At 67.1% G+C, this 20,587-nt stretch carries 12 protein-coding genes; 9 read left to right on the top strand and 3 right to left on the bottom strand.

Annotated features, from left to right (window positions below):
• Position 1 precedes the first annotated feature (1 nt).
• The 3 genes from HZI36_RS12060 to HZI36_RS12050 are packed head-to-tail and all read left to right on the top strand — an operon-like array spanning position 2 to position 3,154.
• The gene (locus tag HZI36_RS12060; RefSeq protein WP_179402886.1) at positions 2-997 is read left to right on the top strand and encodes an ABC transporter ATP-binding protein; all 996 of its coding nucleotides are present in this window, start codon (positions 2-4) and stop codon (positions 995-997) included.
• Positions 994-2,007, top strand: a complete 1,014-nt coding sequence (locus tag HZI36_RS12055) for a peptide ABC transporter ATP-binding protein (protein ID WP_179402885.1) — start codon at positions 994-996, stop codon at positions 2,005-2,007. The genes HZI36_RS12060 and HZI36_RS12055 overlap by 4 nt, the downstream gene beginning before the upstream one ends.
• Positions 2,000-3,154: a TraB/GumN family protein gene (locus tag HZI36_RS12050; RefSeq protein WP_179402884.1), complete on the top strand. Its 1,155-nt coding sequence runs from the start codon at positions 2,000-2,002 to the stop codon at positions 3,152-3,154. Before HZI36_RS12055 ends, HZI36_RS12050 begins: the two co-directional genes overlap by 8 nt.
• 539 nt (positions 3,155-3,693) lie before the next feature.
• Here the strand turns inward: HZI36_RS12050 and pxpA are convergent.
• From pxpA to pxpB, 3 genes are all read right to left on the bottom strand, one after another.
• Positions 3,694-4,458, bottom strand: coding sequence for a 5-oxoprolinase subunit PxpA (gene pxpA / locus HZI36_RS12045; RefSeq protein WP_179402883.1), 765 nt, complete (start codon positions 4,456-4,458; stop codon positions 3,694-3,696).
• Positions 4,459-4,521: 63 nt separating this feature from the next.
• The gene (locus HZI36_RS12040) at positions 4,522-5,595 is read right to left on the bottom strand and encodes a 5-oxoprolinase subunit C family protein (RefSeq protein ID WP_343050127.1); all 1,074 of its coding nucleotides are present in this window, start codon (positions 5,593-5,595) and stop codon (positions 4,522-4,524) included.
• Positions 5,592-6,245 carry a 5-oxoprolinase subunit PxpB gene (pxpB, locus tag HZI36_RS12035; RefSeq protein WP_179402881.1) on the bottom strand — a complete coding sequence of 218 codons (654 nt, stop codon included), beginning with the start codon at positions 6,243-6,245 and terminating at the stop codon, positions 5,592-5,594. The genes HZI36_RS12040 and pxpB overlap by 4 nt, the downstream gene beginning before the upstream one ends.
• A gap of 344 nt (positions 6,246-6,589) precedes the next feature.
• Here pxpB and HZI36_RS12030 point away from each other — a divergent pair, with 344 nt between their 5' ends.
• The 6 genes from HZI36_RS12030 to HZI36_RS12005 all read left to right on the top strand — a co-directional run.
• Positions 6,590-8,308: a ShlB/FhaC/HecB family hemolysin secretion/activation protein gene (locus HZI36_RS12030; RefSeq protein WP_246327055.1), complete on the top strand. Its 1,719-nt coding sequence runs from the start codon at positions 6,590-6,592 to the stop codon at positions 8,306-8,308.
• Between the two features lie 73 nt (positions 8,309-8,381).
• Positions 8,382-9,362, top strand: coding sequence for a hypothetical protein (locus tag HZI36_RS12025; RefSeq protein ID WP_179402880.1), 981 nt, complete (start codon positions 8,382-8,384; stop codon positions 9,360-9,362).
• Between the two features lie 80 nt (positions 9,363-9,442).
• A complete protein-coding gene (locus tag HZI36_RS12020) occupies positions 9,443-18,268 on the top strand; it encodes a hemagglutinin repeat-containing protein (protein ID WP_179402879.1) in 8,826 nt (2,941 codons plus the stop codon).
• The gene (locus HZI36_RS12015; protein WP_179402878.1) at positions 18,265-18,516 is read left to right on the top strand and encodes a hypothetical protein; all 252 of its coding nucleotides are present in this window, start codon (positions 18,265-18,267) and stop codon (positions 18,514-18,516) included. The genes HZI36_RS12020 and HZI36_RS12015 overlap by 4 nt, the downstream gene beginning before the upstream one ends.
• Before the next feature lie 844 nt (positions 18,517-19,360).
• Entirely contained in the window at positions 19,361-19,936 is a 576-nt protein-coding gene (locus HZI36_RS12010; protein WP_179402877.1) for a hypothetical protein, read from the top strand.
• A gap of 322 nt (positions 19,937-20,258) precedes the next feature.
• Positions 20,259-20,587, top strand: a 329-nt coding sequence (locus HZI36_RS12005; protein ID WP_179403016.1) for a transposase, incomplete at its 3' end; no start/stop codon positions are given.

The following is a 20,587-nucleotide window of genomic DNA, read 5'->3' as shown; positions in this document are numbered from 1 at the left end:
TATGCGTGACCTACTGACCATCCGCAATCTCGCGGTGAATTTCAACGGCCTGCCGGCCGTCGACGGGATCAGCCTGTCGATCGCGCCGGGCGAGGTCGTCGGCGTCGTCGGCGAATCGGGCTCGGGCAAGAGCGTGACGATGATGGCGCTGATGGGCCTGATCGACGCGCCGGGCATCGTGACCGCGGACGAAGTGACGTTCGACGGCGTGGATCTGCTGAACGCGCCCGCGAAGGCGCGCCGCAAGATCATCGGCAAGGACATCGCGATGGTGTTCCAGGACGCGCTGACGAGCCTGAACCCGAGCTACACGGTCGGCTACCAGATCCGGGAGGTGCTGAAGCTGCACGAGGGCCTGCGCGGCGACGCGCTGAAGCGGCGCGCGCTCGAGCTGCTCGACCAGGTCGGGATTCCCGACGCGAAGAACCGCATCGACACGTTCCCGCACCAGATGTCCGGCGGGATGAACCAGCGCGTGATGATCGCGATGGCGGTCGCGTGCAACCCGAAGCTCTTGATCGCCGACGAGCCGACGACCGCGCTCGACGTGACGATCCAGGCGCAGATCATGGACCTGCTCGTGACGCTGCAGAAGGAGCGCGGAATGGCGCTCGTGCTGATCTCGCACGATCTGGCCGTGGTGTCGGAGGTCGCGCAGCGCGTCGCGGTGATGTACGCGGGCGAGATCATCGAGACGAACCGCGTGCCGGACATCTTCAGCGAGCCGCATCATCCGTACACGGAAGCGCTGCTCGCGGCGATTCCCGAGCACAACAAGGGCGCGCGACGCCTTGCCGCATTGCCGGGGATGGTGCCGGGCCGCGACGATCGTCCGACCGGATGCCTGTTCGCGCCGCGCTGCAAGTACGTGGTCGACGGCTGCGCGAAGGCGCGCCCGGCGCTCGCCGAGCTCGAGCCCGGCAACGACGCGATGCGCGCGCGCTGCATCCGTCCGCTCAACCTTTCTCGCTCGAACCCGACGGGAGGCGCACGATGAATGCAGTCCAGGCAACGCCTCATGCGGGGCACGACGAGCCGGTGCTGGTTGCCGACGCGCTCGCGAAGCACTACACGGTGAAGCGCGGCATGTTCGGCACGGGCACGGTGAAGGCGCTGAACGGCGTGTCGTTCTCGCTCGCGCGCGGCAGAACGCTCGCGGTCGTCGGCGAGTCCGGCTGCGGGAAGTCGACGCTCGCGCGGCAACTGACGATGGTCGAGGCGCCGACGTCCGGCTCGCTCGCGATCGACGGCAACGACGTCGCCGGCGCCGATCGCGCGGCGCTCGCCGCGCTGCGCCGCCGCGTGCAGATGGTGTTCCAGAATCCGTTCGCGTCGCTGAATCCGCGCAAGACCGTCGAGCAGACGCTCGGCGAGCCGCTCGCGATCAACACCGCGCTGTCCGCGTCGGCGCGCGCGGAGCGGATCGCGCAGATCATGCGCACGGTCGGCCTGCGGCCCGAGCACGCGAAGCGCTATCCGCACATGTTCTCCGGCGGGCAGCGGCAGCGCGTCGCGATCGCGCGCGCGATGATCCTCGATCCGCAGATCGTCGTCGCCGACGAGCCGGTGTCCGCGCTCGACGTGTCGATCCAGGCGCAGATCCTGAACCTGTTCATGGATCTGCAGCAGCAGTTCAAGACGAGCTACGTGTTCATCTCGCACAACCTGGCGGTCGTCGAGCACGTCGCGGACGACGTGATGGTGATGTACTTCGGCAGCGTCGCGGAAATCGGCGACAAGGCGACGATCTACGCGCGGCCGCGCCATCCGTACACGCGCGCGCTGATGTCGGCGACGCCGGCGATCTTCGAGGCGGACCGGAAGATCCAGATCAAGCTGCAGGGCGAGCTGCCGTCGCCGCTCAATCCGCCGTCGGGCTGCGCATTCCATCAGCGCTGCCCGTACGCGGTCGAGCGGTGCCGGGCCGAGGAGCCGAAGCTGCGCGACGTCGACGGGCGGCGCGTCGCGTGCCATCGTGCCGAGGAGGTGGGGGACACGCATGCGTGAAGGCCCGGCGGCGCGCGGCCTCGCGCGCCGCTCGCGCATCGGCGGCACGTGCATCGAGCGCATCGAGCGCGTCGAGCACGCATGCCGCACCGCACGCCGCTGGAGCGTGCGCGCGGTGACCGGCGCGGCGCTGGCCGCCGCGTGCGTGGCGGCGGGCGTCGGCGTGCCCGTGCGCAGCGTGCATGCGCAGGCGGGTGCGCTGGCGGGCGCACTGGCGGCGGCGTCGCTGCGCCCGTCGCCGGTGCCGCCGCCGGGGCTCAGCCTGCCGGGCGCCCGCGTGCCGTCGGCCGGCGGCGCGCCGCACGCGCAGCCGGCGCGGATGCCGTTCTACGTCGCGACGAAGGGCAGGGTCACGATCTACCTGCTCGGCACGCTGCACACCGGCGACCCGGCCGACTATCCGGCCGGGCAGCCGTTCCGCCGGCACATCCTCGCGGCGCTCGCCGCATCGCCGACGCTCGCGCTCGAGCTGTCGCCGGACGATCTGCTCGAATCGCAGGACGACGTGACGAAGTACGGCGTCTGCAATGACGCGTGCCTGCCGCGCCTGCTGACGCCGACGCTCTGGCATCGGCTTGCCCGGCGGCTGCACGGCAATCCGGCCGCGCTCGCCGGCATCCGCAAGATGCGGCCGTGGCTCGCGTCGCTCGTCGTCGAGACGTACGATTCGCTGTCGGCCGGGCTGCAGACCGAGTACGGCACCGAGTCGCAACTGCAGAACGTGTTCCTGAAGAAGCACGGCGGCAAGGTCGTCGGGCTCGAGACGCTCGCCGAGCAGATGCACGCGTTCACCGGGCTCACGCTCGCGGAGCAGCGCGAGATGCTCGCGCAGGACATGGTGCAGACCCCCGCCGAAAACGCGGACGACGTGCGCGCGCTGCACCGGCTCTGGCGGATCGGCGACGCGGATGCGCTCGCCGCGTGGGCGAACGCGAAGTCCGAGCACCTCGCGCGCTCGAAGGCGCTGTCCGACGCGATCGACGACAGGATCGTGTACGAGCGCAACCGGCGCTTCGCCGCGCGGATGGCCGCGCTCGCGACGCCGAACCGGCCGCTGTTCGTCGCGATCGGCGCGCTGCATCTGGGCGGGCGGCGCGGTGTGCTCGAGCTGCTGCGCGAGCAGGGATTTCGCGTCGACGCGAGCTAGATTCGGCGCCGCCGGATGCCGTCCGGGACGCCGCTGTTTGAATGTTGGAGCGGCGCCACGCGGCGATAAGGAAAACCCTCGTTTCCACCGGATATCGCGTTTAAAACGATTGACATCCCATTTGCGCCGAACCTATTCTTCATCCCACAAGATTTGAAAAATTGAAAAGAAAAATAAAGTTCTACGGGGAATAAAAGAATAGCGCGGGGTGAGCGCGGCCGGCACGTACATGACGTGCCGGCTGCGGAATGACTGCATGCACGGCGGGGCCAACCATCGTCCGGTAGCAAAGCATGCGGCTGACTTGCGAATCCGACGTTCCGCCGTCCGGCCGGGGGCTGCAGCACAGGACGGTGGCGGACGTTTTTATTCGGGACTTCGCTGTCCGGCGCCGTTTCTAAAACGGTTCACGGGTGGCGATCGGGCGGACGAGGACGTTCGACCGGAAACCAGCAGACAAGCGCCGACAGGCGCTTTTTCTTTTTTCGCTTCGTTTCTTTCGGGAATGCGGCCATTGCCGCGGGATGGGTCGCGCGCGCTCAGGCGTCTTCGTCGGCCTGCAGCAGCGCGGGCGCGACGACGTCGACGCCGGCCGTTTCGAGCGCCGAGCGGATCCGCCGCGCGAACGCGAGCGCGTGCGGGCCGTCGCCGTGCAGGCAGACGGTCTGCGCGTTGAGCGGCACCCATTCGCCGCCGATCGCGCGCACGCGCTGGTGGCGCACCATGTCGAGCGTGCGCGCGAGCACGGTGTCCTCGTCGTCGATCAGCGCGCCGGGCTCGTTGCGCGGCACGAGCGAGCCGTCCGCGCGGTAGCCGCGGTCGGCGAACACCTCCTCGATCGCGGCGAGGCCGGTTTCCCGCGCGGCCGCGACGAACACGCTGTTCGCGAGGCCGAACACCGCGAGCGACGGATCGAAATCGTGGATCGCGGACACGACCGCGTCCGCGATCATCGGATCGCGCGCGGCCTGGTTGTAGAGCGCGCCGTGCGGCTTCACGTGCGCGATGCGGCCGCCCTCGGCCTGCGCGATCGCGGACAGCGCGCCGAGCTGATAGAGCACGCCCGCGTAGATGTCGGTGGCCGGCAGGTCCATTTCCTTGCGCCCGAAGTTCTCCGGGTCGTGAAAGCTCGGGTGCGCGCCGATCGCGACGCCTTTCTGGACGGCCCAGCGCACGCAGTCGCGCATCGCGTTCGCACCGCCCGCGTGCCAGCCGCACGCGATGTTTGCCGACGTGACGAGATCGAGCAGCGGCTCATCGTAGCCGCACCCTTCGCCAAGATCAGCATTCAAATCAATTTCCATGTTGGCCCTCGTCCACCTGTTCCGTGGTGCGCCGCTCGGATGCGGCGCTCGACTGGTCTCCTCTCAGGCCGCCTGTGAGCGTGTGCGTTCAAGCGTTTCTTTACGCATCGCGATTGCGATGTCGATCTGCCGCAAGTATGCGCGCTCGGCGGCGAGCGCGTCTCGCGCCGCTTCGGGCGTGGTTCGCACGAAGCGGATCGGCAGGTTCAGCCGGGCCTGCGCGAGCTTCCACAGGTCCGCGCGGATCACCGTGCCGATCTTCGGATAGCCGCCGGTCGTCTGCGCGTCGTTCATCAGCACGATCGGCTGGCCGTTCGGCGGCACCTGGATCGTGCCCGGCAGCACCGCGTGCGACAGCAGCTCCGCCGGCCGCTCGCGCGTCAGCTCTGGGCCGGCGAGGCGGTAGCCCATCCGGTTGCTGTTTGCGGTCACGAGCCACTCGTCATCCCAGAACGCCTGCTGCGCGTCGGCCGAGAACGATGCGTGCTCGGGGCCCGGCAGCGCGCGAACCGGCATCGCCCACGGCGCATGCGTGCTCCGGTGCCGGCGCGGCGGCGCGTCGACGCGTGCGAACGCGCACCACGCCGGCGCCTTCACGCCGAACTCCGGCGCGTCGGGCGCGACGCAGCCGGGCGCGCTCGCCGGCGGCGTGCCGACCGGCAGCCGGTCGCCGTCGCGCAGCGCGCGCCCGCCGAGCCCGCCGTAGCGCGACGCGAGATCGGTGCTGCGCGAGCCGAGCATCGGCAGCACGTCGATGCCGCCCGCGATGCACAGATAACCGCGCATGCCGCGCTTCGCGACGGGCAGCACGAGCGTCTGCCCCGCTTCGACGGGCAGGCTCCACCACGAATGGACGGGCCGGCCGTCGAGCGTCGCGCCGAACTCCGTGCCGGTGATCGCGATCCGCGTCGCGCGCGCAAAGCGGAATGCGGCCGGGCCGAGCGTGATCTCGATCGCGGCCGCGTCCGCGCGGTTGCCGACGAGCCGGTTGCCGACCGCGAGCGCGAGATTGTCGAGCGCGCCGCTCTGCGCGACGCCGAGATGGCGCGCGCCGTGGCGCCCCGCGTCCTGCACCGACGACAGCGGGCCCGCGCGCACCACCTCGACGCTCGACGGCGCGTTGCCCGGGCCCGTCACCTGCGGGCTCCCGCGACGGTGAAGCGCACGCGGTCGCCGGGCAGCAGGAGCGTCGGCGACGCGCCGGCCGGATCGAACAGCACGCGCGGCGTGCGGCCGATCAGCTGCCATCCGCCGGGTGCCGCGGCCGGATAGATGCCCGTCTGCGCGCCGCCGATGCCGACCGAGCCGGCCGGCACCTCGATGCGCGGCACCGCGCGGCGCGGCGTGTGCAGCGCCGCGTCGAGGCCGCCGAGATACGCGAAGCCCGGCTGGAAGCCGAGGAAGAACACCACGTATTCGCCGGCCGTATGGCGCGCGACGACTTCGTCCGCCGACAGCCCCGTATGCGCGGCGACGGCCGCGAGATCGGGGCCCGCGTCGCCGCCGTATTCGACCGGAATCTCGACGTCGCGCCCGGCTTCGTCGGCGTCGGCGGCGGTGAGCCACGCGTCGCCGAGCCTCGGCGCGAACGCGTCGATGTCGACTTCGAGCGGATCGAACACGACGGTCAGATTGTTCATCCCGGGCACGACGTCGACGACGTGCGGCCACGCGCGCGCGATCGCCGCGACCGCCCAGATGCGGCGCTGGCAGTCGAGCGTGGCGGGCGGCGGCACGGCGCAGACGAGCGCGGAATCGCCGAGCGGATGGATGGTCGGGGACGTCATCGGGCAAGCGGGCGTCGGGGGAGGGCGCGGGAAGTATACCGCGCCGGGAAATGAGCGATCACTACCGGGCGCGCGGGATCGGGCGCGCCCGACGTCGATGATACGCACGTGCCGAGCGGCGTGCCGAAGAGAAATGCGGCGGCGACGTGTCTTTTAAGTGTCGTTGTTGCTTGCGCCGGCGTTGTCTCAAAAATAGCAGGAGAAATGTTGCGTCAATCACGGTAATCGAGCAAGCGGGTGGAAGCGATCTTTAGACTTGCGTCATGAAAATGAAAGGTTGTCGATTTTCGTCTGATGTTTTGTTTTAAGTTGCGTGCCGAGAGACCATCCACACGCAACGCAGCATGAAAAGTATCGTCCCGGTGGCGCTTTCCGTTGCGCTGGCGGCGCTGGCCGGCATGACCGGCGCTTCGTCCGCGCAGCAGGCGCCCACCCACGTCACGCCCGGGCCCGAAGTCGAGCGGCGCCAGCAACGGCAGATCGATGACGCGAAGGCGCTGAATCCGGCGCCCGACGTGCTGACGCCGTCCGTGCGCGCCGAAGCGCCGCCCGATCTCGCGCATCTTCCGTCCGACCGGCCGTGCTTTCCGGTCCACCGCATCGTGCTCGTCGACAACGCGTTCGACTGGCTCGCGCCACTGCTGCAGCCGGCCGTCGGCGCGTGCGTCGGCCAGCACGCGCTGAAAGCGATTCAGGACGTGGCGAACAACGCGTTGATCGCGCGCGGTTACGTGACGTCGCGCGTGCTGATTCCACCGCAGTCGCTCGACGCGGGCACGCTGACGCTGCAGGTCGTGCCGGGCCGCGTGAGCGCGGTGCGCGCGGCCGCGCCGGCGATCGGCGTGCTGCGCGCGGCATTGCCGACGTCGGCGGGCGCGCTGCTGAACCAGCGCGACATCGATCAGGGCCTCGAGAATCTGCGCCGGCTGCAGTCGCAGGCCGATGCGACGTTCGACATCGCGCCCGGCGCGCGGCCGGGCGAATCGGACGTCGTGCTGCGGCCCGGCACCGGCAAGCGCTGGCATGCGGTGATCGGCGCGGACAACGCCGGCCTCGACTCGACCGGCAAATACGCGATGTTCGGCTCGTTCACGTTCGATTCGCCGCTGCATCTGTACGACCAGCTTCAGATCGCCGGCACGACCGATGCGCACGTCGGCGCGTCCGGGAAGGGCAATCAGTCGGCGTCCGCGAACTACGGCGTGCCGTTCGGCCATGCGCTGCTGACGCTGAGCGCGAGCCGCTCGCGCTACGCGCAGACGGCCGCCGGCTTCGACGGGCCGATCGCGTATACCGGCGCGCAGTCGCAGTGGCAGGCGGAGGTGTCCGGGGTCGTGCATCGCAGCGCGCATGCGCGCACCGACATTCACGGCGCCCTGTTCCACAAGACCAGCCGCAACGAGATCGACGGCGTCGACATCGACGTGCAGCACCGCGATCTCGTCGGCTACGAGCTCGGCATCGCGCATCGGCAGTACGCCGGTGACGCGATGCTCGACGGCTCGCTCACGTGGCGCGCGTCGCTGCCGGGTGTGTCGCATCGCCCTGGCACCGTGCTCGACGCGCCCGACTTCGATGGCAAGACCCGGCTCTTGCTCGCGAGCGCGAACGCGCAGCTTCCGTTCCGGCTCGGCGGCCACGCGCTGTCGTATCGCTTCGGCTGGCACGCGCAGGTCGCGCGCACACCGCTGCTCCCGTCCGACTACTTCTCGATCGGCACCCGCCACGCGGTGCGTGGCTTCGATCAGCAACTCACGCTCGCCGCGGAAAGCGGGTGGGCGGTCACGAACGAGCTCGACTGGCATCTGCCGGCGAGCGCGTTCGGCACGCATGCGCTGTACGCGGGCATCGATGCCGGCCGCGTGCGCGGGCCGGCTGCGCAGTACCTGCTCGGCCGGACGCTCGCGGGCGCGGTCGTCGGCATGCGCGGCAACGTCACGCCGAAGAACCCGCTCGGCGCGACGCTCAACTACGACGTGTCGGTCGGCTGGCCGCTGTCGAAGCCCGATGGCTTCGTCACGGGCGCGCCGACGCTGCTGTTTCAGGCGAGTGCGCTGTTTTGAGCGGGGAGTGGTTCCGTCGGGCCGCGCAGGTGGCGGCCCGGTCATGTGCAACAAGCAAACAAGGATGGTAACGATGGTGCAGAGGGTGCAGAGGGTGCATTCCGCAGGACAACGCAGTTATCTGAAACTCGCGTCGGCGACGGTCGCGGTGCTCGCGGCGTTCGGGCTCGCGGGGTGTGGGGGGGATGATGATGGGGGCGCGTCGGCTTCGCCCGGCGTGTCGCTCGATGAGGCGAAGCCGGGCGGGGGCGGTACGCCGGCGGCGGGCGGCGCGTCGATCGAAGAGGCAAAGCCGGGCGGAGGTGGCGGCGGTGCGCCGGGCTCGTCGGCGACGATCAAGGTCGAGGGCGAGTCGCTTTCGCTGTTCGGCGACGTGGCGACGGCGAGGGTGATGGTGCCGCCGGTTGCGTGGCGCGCGGATGGTTCGCTGCCGACCAACACGACGCTGCGCAACGCGCGCGACGTGCCGGCCGCAGGGCTGAAGGAACTGGCGCCAGGCGCGTACGTCGAGCTGCCGACGTCCGACGACAGCGTGCTGAGCCTGTCGACCGGCACGATCACCGACATCGCCGGCAACGGCCAGTACGCGATCGGCCGATGGACGGCCGGCAGCGATTCGGCCGGCCACACGTACGCCGCGAATCAGGGGCAGGTATGGGCGGTCGGCGTGCCGATCCAGGTCACGATGGCGCTCGATGAGAAGTTGACGTGCTCGCTCGTCGCGTCGACGCGACCGACCGCGACCGACGGCAACACCGCGCCAGGCTCGCTCGACGACGCATCTGCAACGGTGCGTTTCGAGAAGGATGTCTTCGATCAATTCGTGCCGAAGGCGGACATTTCGTTGCGCTACTCGATCGGCAGCGACAAGGGGCAGTCGTTCGAAGGCGCCACATGGCTGGGCGCGATCCAGACTTCGACGGCAACGCGCTCGTCGCTGATGACGAGGCTCGTCGGCAGCGATCCGTCGAAGCCGTATCTCGTCGTGTCGTACGGCGTCAGTGCGCCGAGCACCGGCGGCATCAACGGCATCGCGGTGCTGAGCTGCAAGTAACCGCGTAGCAGCCCGGGCCGCCGGTGCCGAGCGGGCATCCGGCGGCCCGGCCGTTTCCTCTCGACAAGCAAAAAGCGATCATGAATTCGGGGATCTTTCGGCTGGTGTTCAGTGCGGTGCGCGGCATGCGGGTCGCGGTCGGCGAGCATGCGTGCGCGCATCGCGGCGCTGCGGGATCGCGTGCGCTTCGGCCGGTGCGGCTGGCGGGGCTGGCGCCGCACGCGATGCAGGACGATGCTTCCCGGATGTCGATCTGGTTCACCGCAAAAGCGGTTGCGTTCGCAACGTTGTGCGCATTCGGTATGCAGCCACTGATCGCCGATGCGAACCCGGCGACGTTGCCGATGACGCCGGATCGCAGCGGCCCGGCGCATCCGGTTATCGGCGTGTCCGCGTCGGGCGTGCCGCTGGTGAACATCACCGCGCCGAACGCGGCCGGGGTGTCGATGAACCGTTTTACGCAATACAACGTCGGCACGAAAGGTGCGGTCATCGTGAACAGCGGCCGCACCACGCAGACGCAGGTCGCCGGCTGGGTGCCCGGCAATCCGTTCATCGGCAACCGTGCCGCGCGCGTGATCGTCAATCAGGTCACGTCCGGCAACCCGACGCGGTTGCTCGGGCCGACCGAGATCGCCGGACGTCGCGCGAATCTCGTGATCGCGAATCCGGCCGGCATCACCTGTGCCGGATGCGGGTTCATCAACGCGCCGCGCGTGTCGCTCTCGACCGGGCTGCCGACGTTCGATGCGGCCGGCGGGCTTGGGGGCTTCGATGTGTCGCGCGGCCGGATCGGTGTGTCCGGTGCGGGGCTCGATGCGCACGGCAGCGCGATTGACCTGATCTCGCGCGCGATGACGATCAACGGCCAGGTGTGGGCCGATTCGATCGATGCGACGGCCGGCGCGAATCGCGTCGACTACGCGACGAACGCCGCACATGCGCAAGCGGACGACGGGCCCGCGCCGGGCGTCGCGATCGACGTGCAGGCGCTCGGCGGCATGTACGCGAACAGCGTGCGGCTCGTCGGCACCGAGGCCGGCGTCGGCGTGCGCGATGCGGGCGAGCTGACGTCGCTGACGGGGGATATTCGCGTGTCGAGTCGTGGCAACGTGACGATCGAGCCCGGCGCGCGCATCCAGTCGGCGGGCGACATGCGGATCGACGGCGAAACCGTCGCGCAGCGCGGCACGCTGACGAGCGCGCGGGCGGTCGATCTGGACGCGCGCGGCGCACTGTCGAACGACGGCACGATCGCCGCGGCAGGCGATGCGCGATTGAGCGCGGCGGCATCGCTCGACAACGGCGGGCGCGTGTTCGCCGGCGCGGATGCCGACGGCCGGCCGACCGGCGACGGCGCGCTGTCGGCTCGCGCGGCACGCATCAAGAGCGACGGCACGTTCGCGGCGGGCCGCGGTGTCGGGCTCGTTGCGGACGAGGTCGTGCTCGATCGCGGGTTCGTGAAGGCGGGCGGAGTGGTCGACGTCACGGCCGTGCGCATGCTGTCGAATGCGGGCGGCACGATCGACGGTCACGGCGTCACGCTGAAGGCCGGCACGCTCGTGAACGATGGCGGCGCGATCGGCGCGCGCGACGTTGCCGACCTGAATGCGCGGTCGGTGTCGAATCGCGACGGCTTGCTGTCGGCGGGGACACTGTGGGTGCGTTCGGCCGGCGGGCTCGACAACACGCAGGGGCGGATTTTGGCGGCGGCCGTCGACGTCGACATCGCGGGTGCGCTGACGAACACGGACGGCACGCTTGCCGCGACGCGCGACGTCATATTGCATGCGCAGACCGCGTCCAATCGCGGCGGCAAGATCGGCTCGACCGACGGCGCGCTGACGCTGACGACGCGCGGCGTCACCGACAATCGCGACGGCAAGCTGCTCGCGGCGAACCGCGCGACGCTCGGGAACGACGGCCTCACGAATGCATCGGGCACGATCGCCGGTGCGAACGTCTCGCTCGAGTCGGGCACGCACGAGATCGACAATACGGGCGGTGCGATCGCGGCGACGCAATCGCTGAAGTCGCGCTCCGGCACGTTCGACAACCGCTCCGGCGTGTTGCGCGCGGGCGGCGAGAGCGACGTCGATACGCATGGCCGCAAGTTCGACAACAGCACGCTCGCCGGCCGCGCGGGCGGTGGCCAAGTGCTCGGCGACGGTGTCGAACTTCGAGCAGGTGAACTGATCAACGCGACGGGCGCCGTATCGTCGAGCGGCACAACCACGATCCACGCGGCCTCTGTGACCAACGACGCCGGTTCGATCGTGTCGGACGACACGCTGTCGATCCACAGCGCGGGCGACGTGTCGAACGTCGCGGGCCAGATCGGCGGCAACGGCGACGCGAGCGTCACCGGCACGCGCGTCGACAACACGCGCGGTGCGCTGCAGGCGGGCGGCGCGCTCAAGGTATCCGCCGACACGATCCACAATGCGCAGACCGCGAACGCGACGCTGCCGACGACCGCCGGCGTGTCGGGACTGAGGGCCGGGATCGAAGGCGCGCGCGTCACGCTCGAAGCACTGCAGACGATCGACAACGCAGACGGCGCGATTCGCGCGGATCGCGATGCGTCGCTGCACGCACGGACGATCGACAACGCATCGGGCAGCATCCAGTCGCGCGGCGACGCGACGCTGGACGTCGCGGATACGGTCTTCAACGCCGGCGGCAACGTCAACGGCGAGCAGCGCCTGAAGGTGTCGGCGGACTGGCTCGACAACGGCGGCACGCTGCAGTCGTCGGGCGGCGTCGACGTGAAGACACACGGCGATCTGACGAACGGCGGGCGGATCATTGCAGGCCGCGACCTGACCGCGACCGCCGGCGGCACGCTCGACAACGTAGGCACGCTGTCGGCCGGCGGCGTCGCGAACGTGACGGCCGACGCGATTCACAACCGGCCGGCCGGCGAAATCGTCGGCAATGGCGCGACGAACGTGCACGCGAACCGGGGCGTCGTCAACGAAGGTCTGATCGACGGCGGCGCGACGAAGGTGACGGCCGGCGATGTTGTCGACAACACCGGCCGCATCTACGGCGACACGGTCGCGCTCGGCGCGCGCAAGGTGACGAACGGCCGGAACGCGCAGTCAGTCGCGGGCGTGATCGCGTCGCGCGGCGATCTCGACATCGGCGCCGGCACCGTGCTGAATCATGAGAACGCGTTGATCCACGCAAGCGGGGACATCCGCATCGGCGGCGCGCTCGACGATGCGCGCCGCGCGACGGGCGCGGCCGGCATCGTGACGAACAAAGGCGCGCAGATCGACGCGGGCGGCGCCCTGACGATCGTGACCGACCGCTTCGAGAACCTCAACGCGGATTTCAGAACCGAGAAGATTGAAGGCGGGACCAGCAAGCGAATCTGGTATCGCCTGGACGGGGCGCCCGACGACATCGACGCGTCGGACGTCTTTCTGTATCAGAAGAACAATCACCAGATCAAGCCGGGCGACGACTACACGTGGGGCCTCGACGAGGACGATCAGAAGCGCCTGTTGCTGCCGTCGGACGCGTATCCGCGCGAGAAGTTCGGGCGCTTCACGCATAACGGCGTCGCCGGCTACATCAACTCGGCCGCGATGCGACCGTTCGGGCGGATCGCCGGCACCGACGAGCTGTATCCGGAGATCTACCGCGAGATGGACCCGGCATTGTGGGACGCGTTCGGCATCGCGCAGCCGCAACAGCCGTGGCCGGACGCGTTCGTCGACGCGCCGGCGAGGAACGGCAGCCTTAAAGAAGGTTCTGTCAGCTCCGACGGCATTCCCGGCCCGAAAGGCTGGTTCGCGCTGAAAATCCCGACCGATAAGGACATGGGCGTGAATTTGCCGCCCCTTAAAAAACCGACGTCGTGTGCCGAATCGTCGGCGGCCGTGTGCGCGCCGATCAAGGAGAAGGTCGCGCAGTGGAGCGGCGCGCATCGGGCGCTGAATGCGGCGATCGCCGCGTATGACCGCGACGTGGACGCGCATCTCGTCGATCGCTGGACCGTGCATGATGTCGCCCTGACGTCGGCGAAGGACACCGTGATCGCGTCGCAACCGGGCGTCGTTACGTCGGGCGGCAAGATGAAGATCGATACGCCGTCCGGCGTGAACGACAAGAGCTGGATCTTCGCGGGCGACCGCAATCATCCGACCAACGTGCACAACGAAGGCGCGTGGGGCACCGAGACCTTCACCGGTACCGGCAACGCATGGACGACGTGGGTGGAATCGGGCGGCTTCGGCAAGGGCGACACGCGCAAGGCCAGTCGCGCCGATTTCGTGCCCGCGATTCCGCCGCGCACGTTCGAGCTGCCGGTCTTCGCGCAGGACCCGGCGAAACGCGTCGAGCCGGTGAAGCAGGTCGCCGCCGACGCGGCGGCCGCGCAAGGCACGAGCGGGGTTAGCGTGAGCGTGATTGCCGGCACGCGCGGGGATGGCGCGGGCGGTGCGGATGTCGGCATGGGCGGTGGCATCGGCGCCGTCGGCGGAATCGGCGGAATCGGCGGAATCGGTGGCATCGGTGGCGTCGCGCCGGACGTGATCCCGCCGGTGAACGCGAACGTTGGCGGCAATGTCGTGCGCACGGTCGCGCCGGACACGCGCGTGCCGAACAACGCGCTCTACCGCGTCGTGCGCGATCCGGGAAGCCGCTTCGTCGTCGAGACCGATCCGCGCTTCGCCGACTACCGGAGCTGGCTGTCGAGCGACACGATGCTCGATGCGTTGAAGATCGATCCGGGCACGGTGCTCAAGCGGATCGGAGACGGCTTCTACGAGCAGCAGCTGATCCAGCAACAAGTGATTCGCGCGACCGGCCAGCGCTTCGTTGGCGACTACACGGACAACCAGCGCCAGTATCAGGCGCTGCTCGCGAACGGCGTCGACGCGGCGCGGCAGTTCGGGCTGAACATCGGCACCGCGCTGACCGATACGCAGATGGCGGCGCTGACGAGCGACATCGTGTGGCTCGTCGAACAGTCCGCGACGCTGCCGGACGGCAGCCGGCAGACGGTGCTCGTGCCGCAGGTCTATCTGCGCGCGCACGCGGCGGACGTGACCGGCGACGGGACGATCATCGCGGGCCGGGACGTGCAGGTCGACGCGCAGGGCACGTACGAGAATTCCGGGACGATCGCGAGCCGGCGCCTGACGATCATTCGCGCCGATTCGATCGAGAATCGCGGCACGCTCGTGGGTGGTTCGATCAATGCGAAAGCGAAGCAGGATCTGAGCAATCTGGGCGGGTTGATTCAGGGGAACGCGGTCGCGCTGTCGGCAGGCCGCGATCTGAATCTGACGAGCACGACGCGCACCGCGCGTAGTGCGAACGGAGAGGCCACCGGGATCGATCGCGTGTCGGCGATCAACGCGGGCACGTTGCACGTGCAGGCGGGCCGCGACCTGAACGCGAACGCGGCGGCGATCGCGACGACGGGCAATGCGGCGCTCGTCGCCGGCAACGACGTGAATCTGAACGCGGTGCGGCAAAGCAGCCGCGATGCGACGAACTGGGACGGCCGCAATCGCTCCACACGCGAACGAACGATCGATGCCGGCACGCAGATTGCGGCGGGCGGTGGGCTCGCGATCGCGGTGGGCCGCGACGTCAACGCGACCGCCGCGTATGTGGGCGCGGCGGGTGCGATCGGCGTCAGCGCGGGCCGTGACGTGAACCTGAACGCCGGCGAGCACAGCGCGAGCGCATACGACGAGCGCTACCGCAAAGAGAGCGGGTTGTTGTCGTCGAAGTCGACGCACACGATTGATTCGGGTAGCTATACGAATGCGGTCGGCACGACGCTGTCGGGCGATACGATGACGGTCGTCGCGGGGCGCGACGTCACCGCGAAGGCCGCGACCGTTGCCGGCAGCGGCGACGTGGAGCTTGTCGCGGGGCGCAATCTGTCGATCACGACCGCGCAGACCGCGTCGAGCGAGCATCACTTCAGCGACGTGAAGAAGTCGGGGCTCGGCAGCGCGGGCGTCGGTGTGTCGTATGGGACGACCCGCACGACCGACACGAGCCGCGACACGGTGCTCGGCACGCAAGGCAGCCTGATCGGCAGCACCGGCGGCAGCGTACATATGCGGGCTGGCAACGCGTTGCACGTGACCGGGTCGGACGTCATCGCCGGGCGCGACGTGACCGGCGTCGCGAAGGAAGTGATCGTCGACGCCGCGCAGACGAGCCGGCATCACGACGAGACGCATGAAATGAAGAGCACCGGCATCTCGATCGGGATCAAGGCGCCGGTGATCGATGCCGTGCAGAACGTGAATCAGCAGGCGCAGGGGGTGGCCGCTAGTCGCGACGGTCGCGCGGCGGCGCTGCATGCGATCGCGGCGGCGGGCAGCGGCGTCGATTCGGTGCTTGCCGCGAAGGATGCGGCGGCGATGTCCGCCGCCGGGAAGATGCCGGAAGGCAAGCTCGAAATCAGCTTCGGTTCATCGCGCAGCAAGACGACGTTCACCGAGGACAGCTTGCAGCACGCGGGCAGCAGCGTGAAGGCGGGCGGTGGCGTCAGGTTTGTCGCGACCGGCGACAAGGCCGACGGGCAGGGCAATGTGACGATTCGCGGCTCCGACGTGTATGCGACGAACGTGCGGCTGCAGGCGAGCGACAAGGTCAATCTCGTCGGCAGCACGGATACGGACCGCACACGCAGCTGGAACGAGTCGGCGAGCATGAACGTCGGCGTATCGGTCGGGACGGGTGGATTCGGCGTGTCGGGTGCGATGTCGCGCGCGCACGGCGACGCGAACTCGGATGCGGCTACGCAGAACAACACGCACATCGTCGCGAGCGGGAAGCTCGCGATCGTCAGCGGCGGCGATACGAACGTCGCCGGTGCGAACGTGCGCGGGAAGCGGGTGACCGCGGACATCGGCGGGAATCTGAATCTCGAGAGCGTGCAGGACACGAGCCGCAGCGCCGCGCATCAGACGAGCATCGGCGGCGGCTTCAGCGCGAGCCTTGGCGGCGCGAGCGGCAGCTTCAGCATGCAGAAGGGGCGCGCGAGCGGAAGCTATGCGGGCGTGAACGAGCAGTCGGGGATTCAGGCGGGTGACGACGGGTTCGATATTCGCGTGACGGGGAATACGGATCTGAAGGGGGCGTATATCGCGAGTGATGCGACACGGGACAGGAATCACCTGACGACGGGCACGATCAGCTTCGAAGACGTGCGGAATCATTCGGATTACCGCGCGAGCAGTGCCGGCGTGAGCGCGGGGGGCGGCGTCGGGGACGGTGGTGCGAACTACAAGACGCGGGGCGTCGATTCGCGGAAGCCGGTGCAGGGCGGGAAGCCGGGTGAGCAGAAGGGCGAGCAGCAGGGCGAGAAGCAGGGCGAAAAGCGGAATGCGAATCCGGGCGGCGCGTTGCCGATGTTCGTCAGCGAGAGCGGGAGTGACGGCGCATGGACGCGCAGCGCGGTCAGCGAAGGGGCGATCACGCTCACGGATCCGGCGAATCAGAAGCAGGATCTCGCGACGCTGAATCGCGATACGACGAACCTGAACGGGACGGTGTCGCAGACACCGGATCTGCAGGATGTGCTCGGCAAGCAGGCCGACCTGATGAGCGCGGCGCAGGTGGCGGCGGAGACGATCGCGAAGCAGATCGGCGCGTTCGCGGACCAGCAGAAGGCGAGCGCGGAACAGGCGGCGGAGCAGGCGAGCGATCCGGAGAAGGCGGCGCGGTATCGGCGGGAGGCGGAGCGCTGGGCGGAAGGTGGGCGGTATCGTGTGACCGCGCATGCAGCGGGCGGAGCGGTGACGGGCGGGTTGACCGGTGGTGGGCTCGGAGCGGTGGGTGGTGCGGTGGGGGCGGGGGTGTCGGCGGGGTTGGCTCCGACGCTTGAGGAGGTCGGGCGGTCGATGAAGGGCGTGACCGGGAATGATGATGTTGATCAGATGTTGGGGAATGTGGCCGCGAATGCGATCGCCGGGGCCGCGGGGGCGGTGGTGGGTGGTGGGACCGGGGCGTTGGTGGGGGCGAGTGTGGATCGGTTCAACAGACAGCTTCACCAGAGCGAATACGATAAGGCGAAGCGTCATGCGAAGACTGTCGCGAAGGAACTTGGCATCAGCGAGCTGGAAGCGGAAGGGCGGATCGTTGCCGAGATACTGAAGAACTCGGACAAGCAGACGGCGGAGGCGTCGGGCGGGAAGCACGACTACGAGATTCGGCGGATCGTGGGTTGCCAGAACTTGAATTGCGATGGTTACAAGAACGATCCGCAGTATGCGAATCACGATTACAACGGCCAATACATCAAGCCGAATCAGGACGCGTATGACCGTGGGCAGCAGCAGTTGGGTCAAGGGCAGACGTATAACGAGTTGGTGACGTCGAACATCCAGAAGGATCCGGTGGGAGCGACGGTTGCCGGTGTGGGGATGATCGGGCTTGGTGTGGTGACGAGCGGCCCGCTGGCTTCGGCGGGAATGATGGGCGCCGGTGCACTGCTTGGCTTGGGAGCGAACGGCGGCGTGCAAATCGCGAGCGGTCAGCCGTTCGACTGGACGAGCTTCACGTTGTCGGGCGTGACCGGAGCGATATCGACAGGGATGCGGTTCGGTCCGGTGTTCCTGATGGGCGTGGGCGGGGCGTTGACTGGTTCGGCGTTACAAGGTCAGAACCCGAATGGGGCGATGGCGGGTGCTGCGGTTGGGACGGCGATCGGGTATCCGATTGGTGCCAAGGTTGAGGGCAAGCTCAATGGCGTGCTGAACCCTTGGTACCGGCAAGAGTGGCAGGACGTTGGTCTGGGGATGTCGAAATATGTCCCGCCGAGTGCTGTTCCATCGTGGGCGGGCGGAGTAGTTGGGGGCGCAATACAGGAGAAAACGGGAGCGGCTGTTCAGAACAAGCTCGACGGAGGCACTGTTAAGAAATGAAGTCGAAGACAAGCTTTGAATGGTTCCGTTGGATGCACAATGCGTTGCTTTGGCTGATTATTATGGGAATCTGCATTCCTATCAGCGAACTGATCGCTGGCCCCGCACTGCAATGGTTGCTGTACGACATCCCGTATCAATTGCCGACGTGGAATCGCGCGGGCCGAATGGCGGTGTTCATTGTGCTGTTCAGTTTGTTCGCGGGAACAGTGACGTGGTTTTGCGAAAAGAAGAGATCAGGTCGCTAGTCTGAACACCGAGCCCGGTCGATGCCGGGCTTGGTGTTCATGCCTGTTTCGAACGAGGGCGACGTCGAGGCCGTCGTTCGGTGGCGAATTGTTCTTCGTCGTGGATCCGGTCCTGGATCTCTTGTTCGGTCACCTCGCGATTGCCGATCCGGTAGTTGTGATCGGGGGGAGAACAAATCTTTACTATCCCAGGGATTGGCAATGAAAATCGTTAGTCGTTGGAGTTGGAGAACTGTTCTGATCGGTGTGTGGGTTCTGATTTGCGTAATTGCGTCCTTGATATTTGGGGTTGAAAATCCATCGAGGCTGGAATCCAAGATGAAGCTGGCTGCGATGAGCGCAGACATGGATTACGCCTTGCATGAAGGGGGGCGGTTGATCTCCAATATTCGAATGCAAAATTTGGCGGTGCGTTGCTGTACGTAAACATATTGAAAAATTCGTGGAATCATAAACTTGCGGATAAATATCGGGTGGCGCTGCTAGATCGAGGGTGGATGGATAAGCGCGTCGAAAAAGATCATTTTATGCTCCGTAAGAATAAAATTATTGCGACAATTGATTTGACTCTGACGTAGATAGCTCTCTCGGGCTACCTCGCGAAGTTTACGGCTTCTCAATGAAATATGGAGGTGACGCTTCCGGAATTTGCAAATGAATTTGGATTGGTTTAATTGGCAGTTGTGCGGCAATGATATGAAAGTGATCGCGGGAAACTCGGGGGCGATCGTGAGCCGCCATGTGGCCGATTATTGGGCTGAGCTTTGGTGGTGAATTGGTGTGTTGATGTGGCGGAAATTATTTCGCTGGGAAGATTTAAAAATTAGAGAGGGCTGGTTGAGATATGAAAAATAGGGTATTGGTTTATTCGATTTTCGGGGCTGTATTGGCAATTTCCTTGTTCGAGGGATTTGGGGCGCCTTTCATTCGCTCGGCGGATTTTGATTTTCGGGTTATGTTCATGGCGGGAGGCGCCAGTGCATTGGGTTTCGGAATATTTCGTCGCATTGGGCGGAAGCTAAATGCGCTTGCCGATTTGCCGAACGACTGGCGTCTGGAAACGGGGCGTTGGTTCTTTCCGTTCTTGCTGATTGCATTAATGCCGCCAATGTTGGGCGCATTTATCGGTTATCTGTTGCGTGAAAGCCCGATGGCCGTCATCGCGCTGATGTCGGCTAATGTCGTGTTGACTCCTTTGACCTATGGCATCCTTGCAATGCGAGTGACGAAAGAGCCGCTCGTCCATGTCTGTTTCTCGTCGCTTCTTGCGTGGTCGCTTATGCTCCCCTTCGGGATGCTCAACGGGCAGCCGCCGCAACTCTGGTTTGCTGGTTTCCCATTTTCAGCGTTGCTCGCCGTGGTCGGTTATCTCGCCGCACAAGGCATTAAGGCTATTCGGAATCGGTTCGTGGCCATTTAGTGCGGTTTAATCGGTGGCTTCACCAGAGCGAATGCGATAAGGCGAAGCGGCACGCGAAGACTGTCGCGAAGGAACTCGGCATCCGCGAGCGGGATGCGGAAGCGCGGATCGTTGCCGAGATACTGAGGAACTCGGACAAGCAGACGGCCGAGGCATCGGGCGGGAAGCACGATTACGAGATTCGGAGCATCGTGGGTTGTCTGAATCGCTGTGCAATATTGGTGTGGCGTGTCGAGCCCATGGAGCCTATCCGGAACCTTGTGTGTGAGGCATAAACTGATGGCCAAGGAGCCACTTTATGCCACGCAAACGCAAGGAAGAAGTGACGATTGAACCGGGCAAGGGCTTGAACCTTGACCCGGAGCTGATCAAGCAACTGATGCCCGGGACGCTGGACCGGGCGACGATCAACGAGCAGCTTGCCGCGCTCAAGAAGGCGATCTTCGAGCGCGCACTGGGCGGCGAGTTGGCCCACCACCTGGGCTACGAGAAGGGCGAAGCCAAGCCGGCTGGCAGTACAAACCACCGCAATGGCACGAGCCGCAAGCGCGTTGCGACCGACGACGACCTGCTCGACGTCGAGATTCCCCGCGACCGCGAAGGGACGTTCGATCCGGTGCTGATTGCCAAAGGCGAGCGGCGCTTCACCGG

The sequence above is a fragment of the Burkholderia guangdongensis genome (genome assembly GCF_013403875.1).
GTDB classification, from domain to species: domain Bacteria; phylum Pseudomonadota; class Gammaproteobacteria; order Burkholderiales; family Burkholderiaceae; genus Burkholderia; species Burkholderia guangdongensis.
This window is presented reverse-complemented; position numbering and strand designations above follow the sequence as displayed.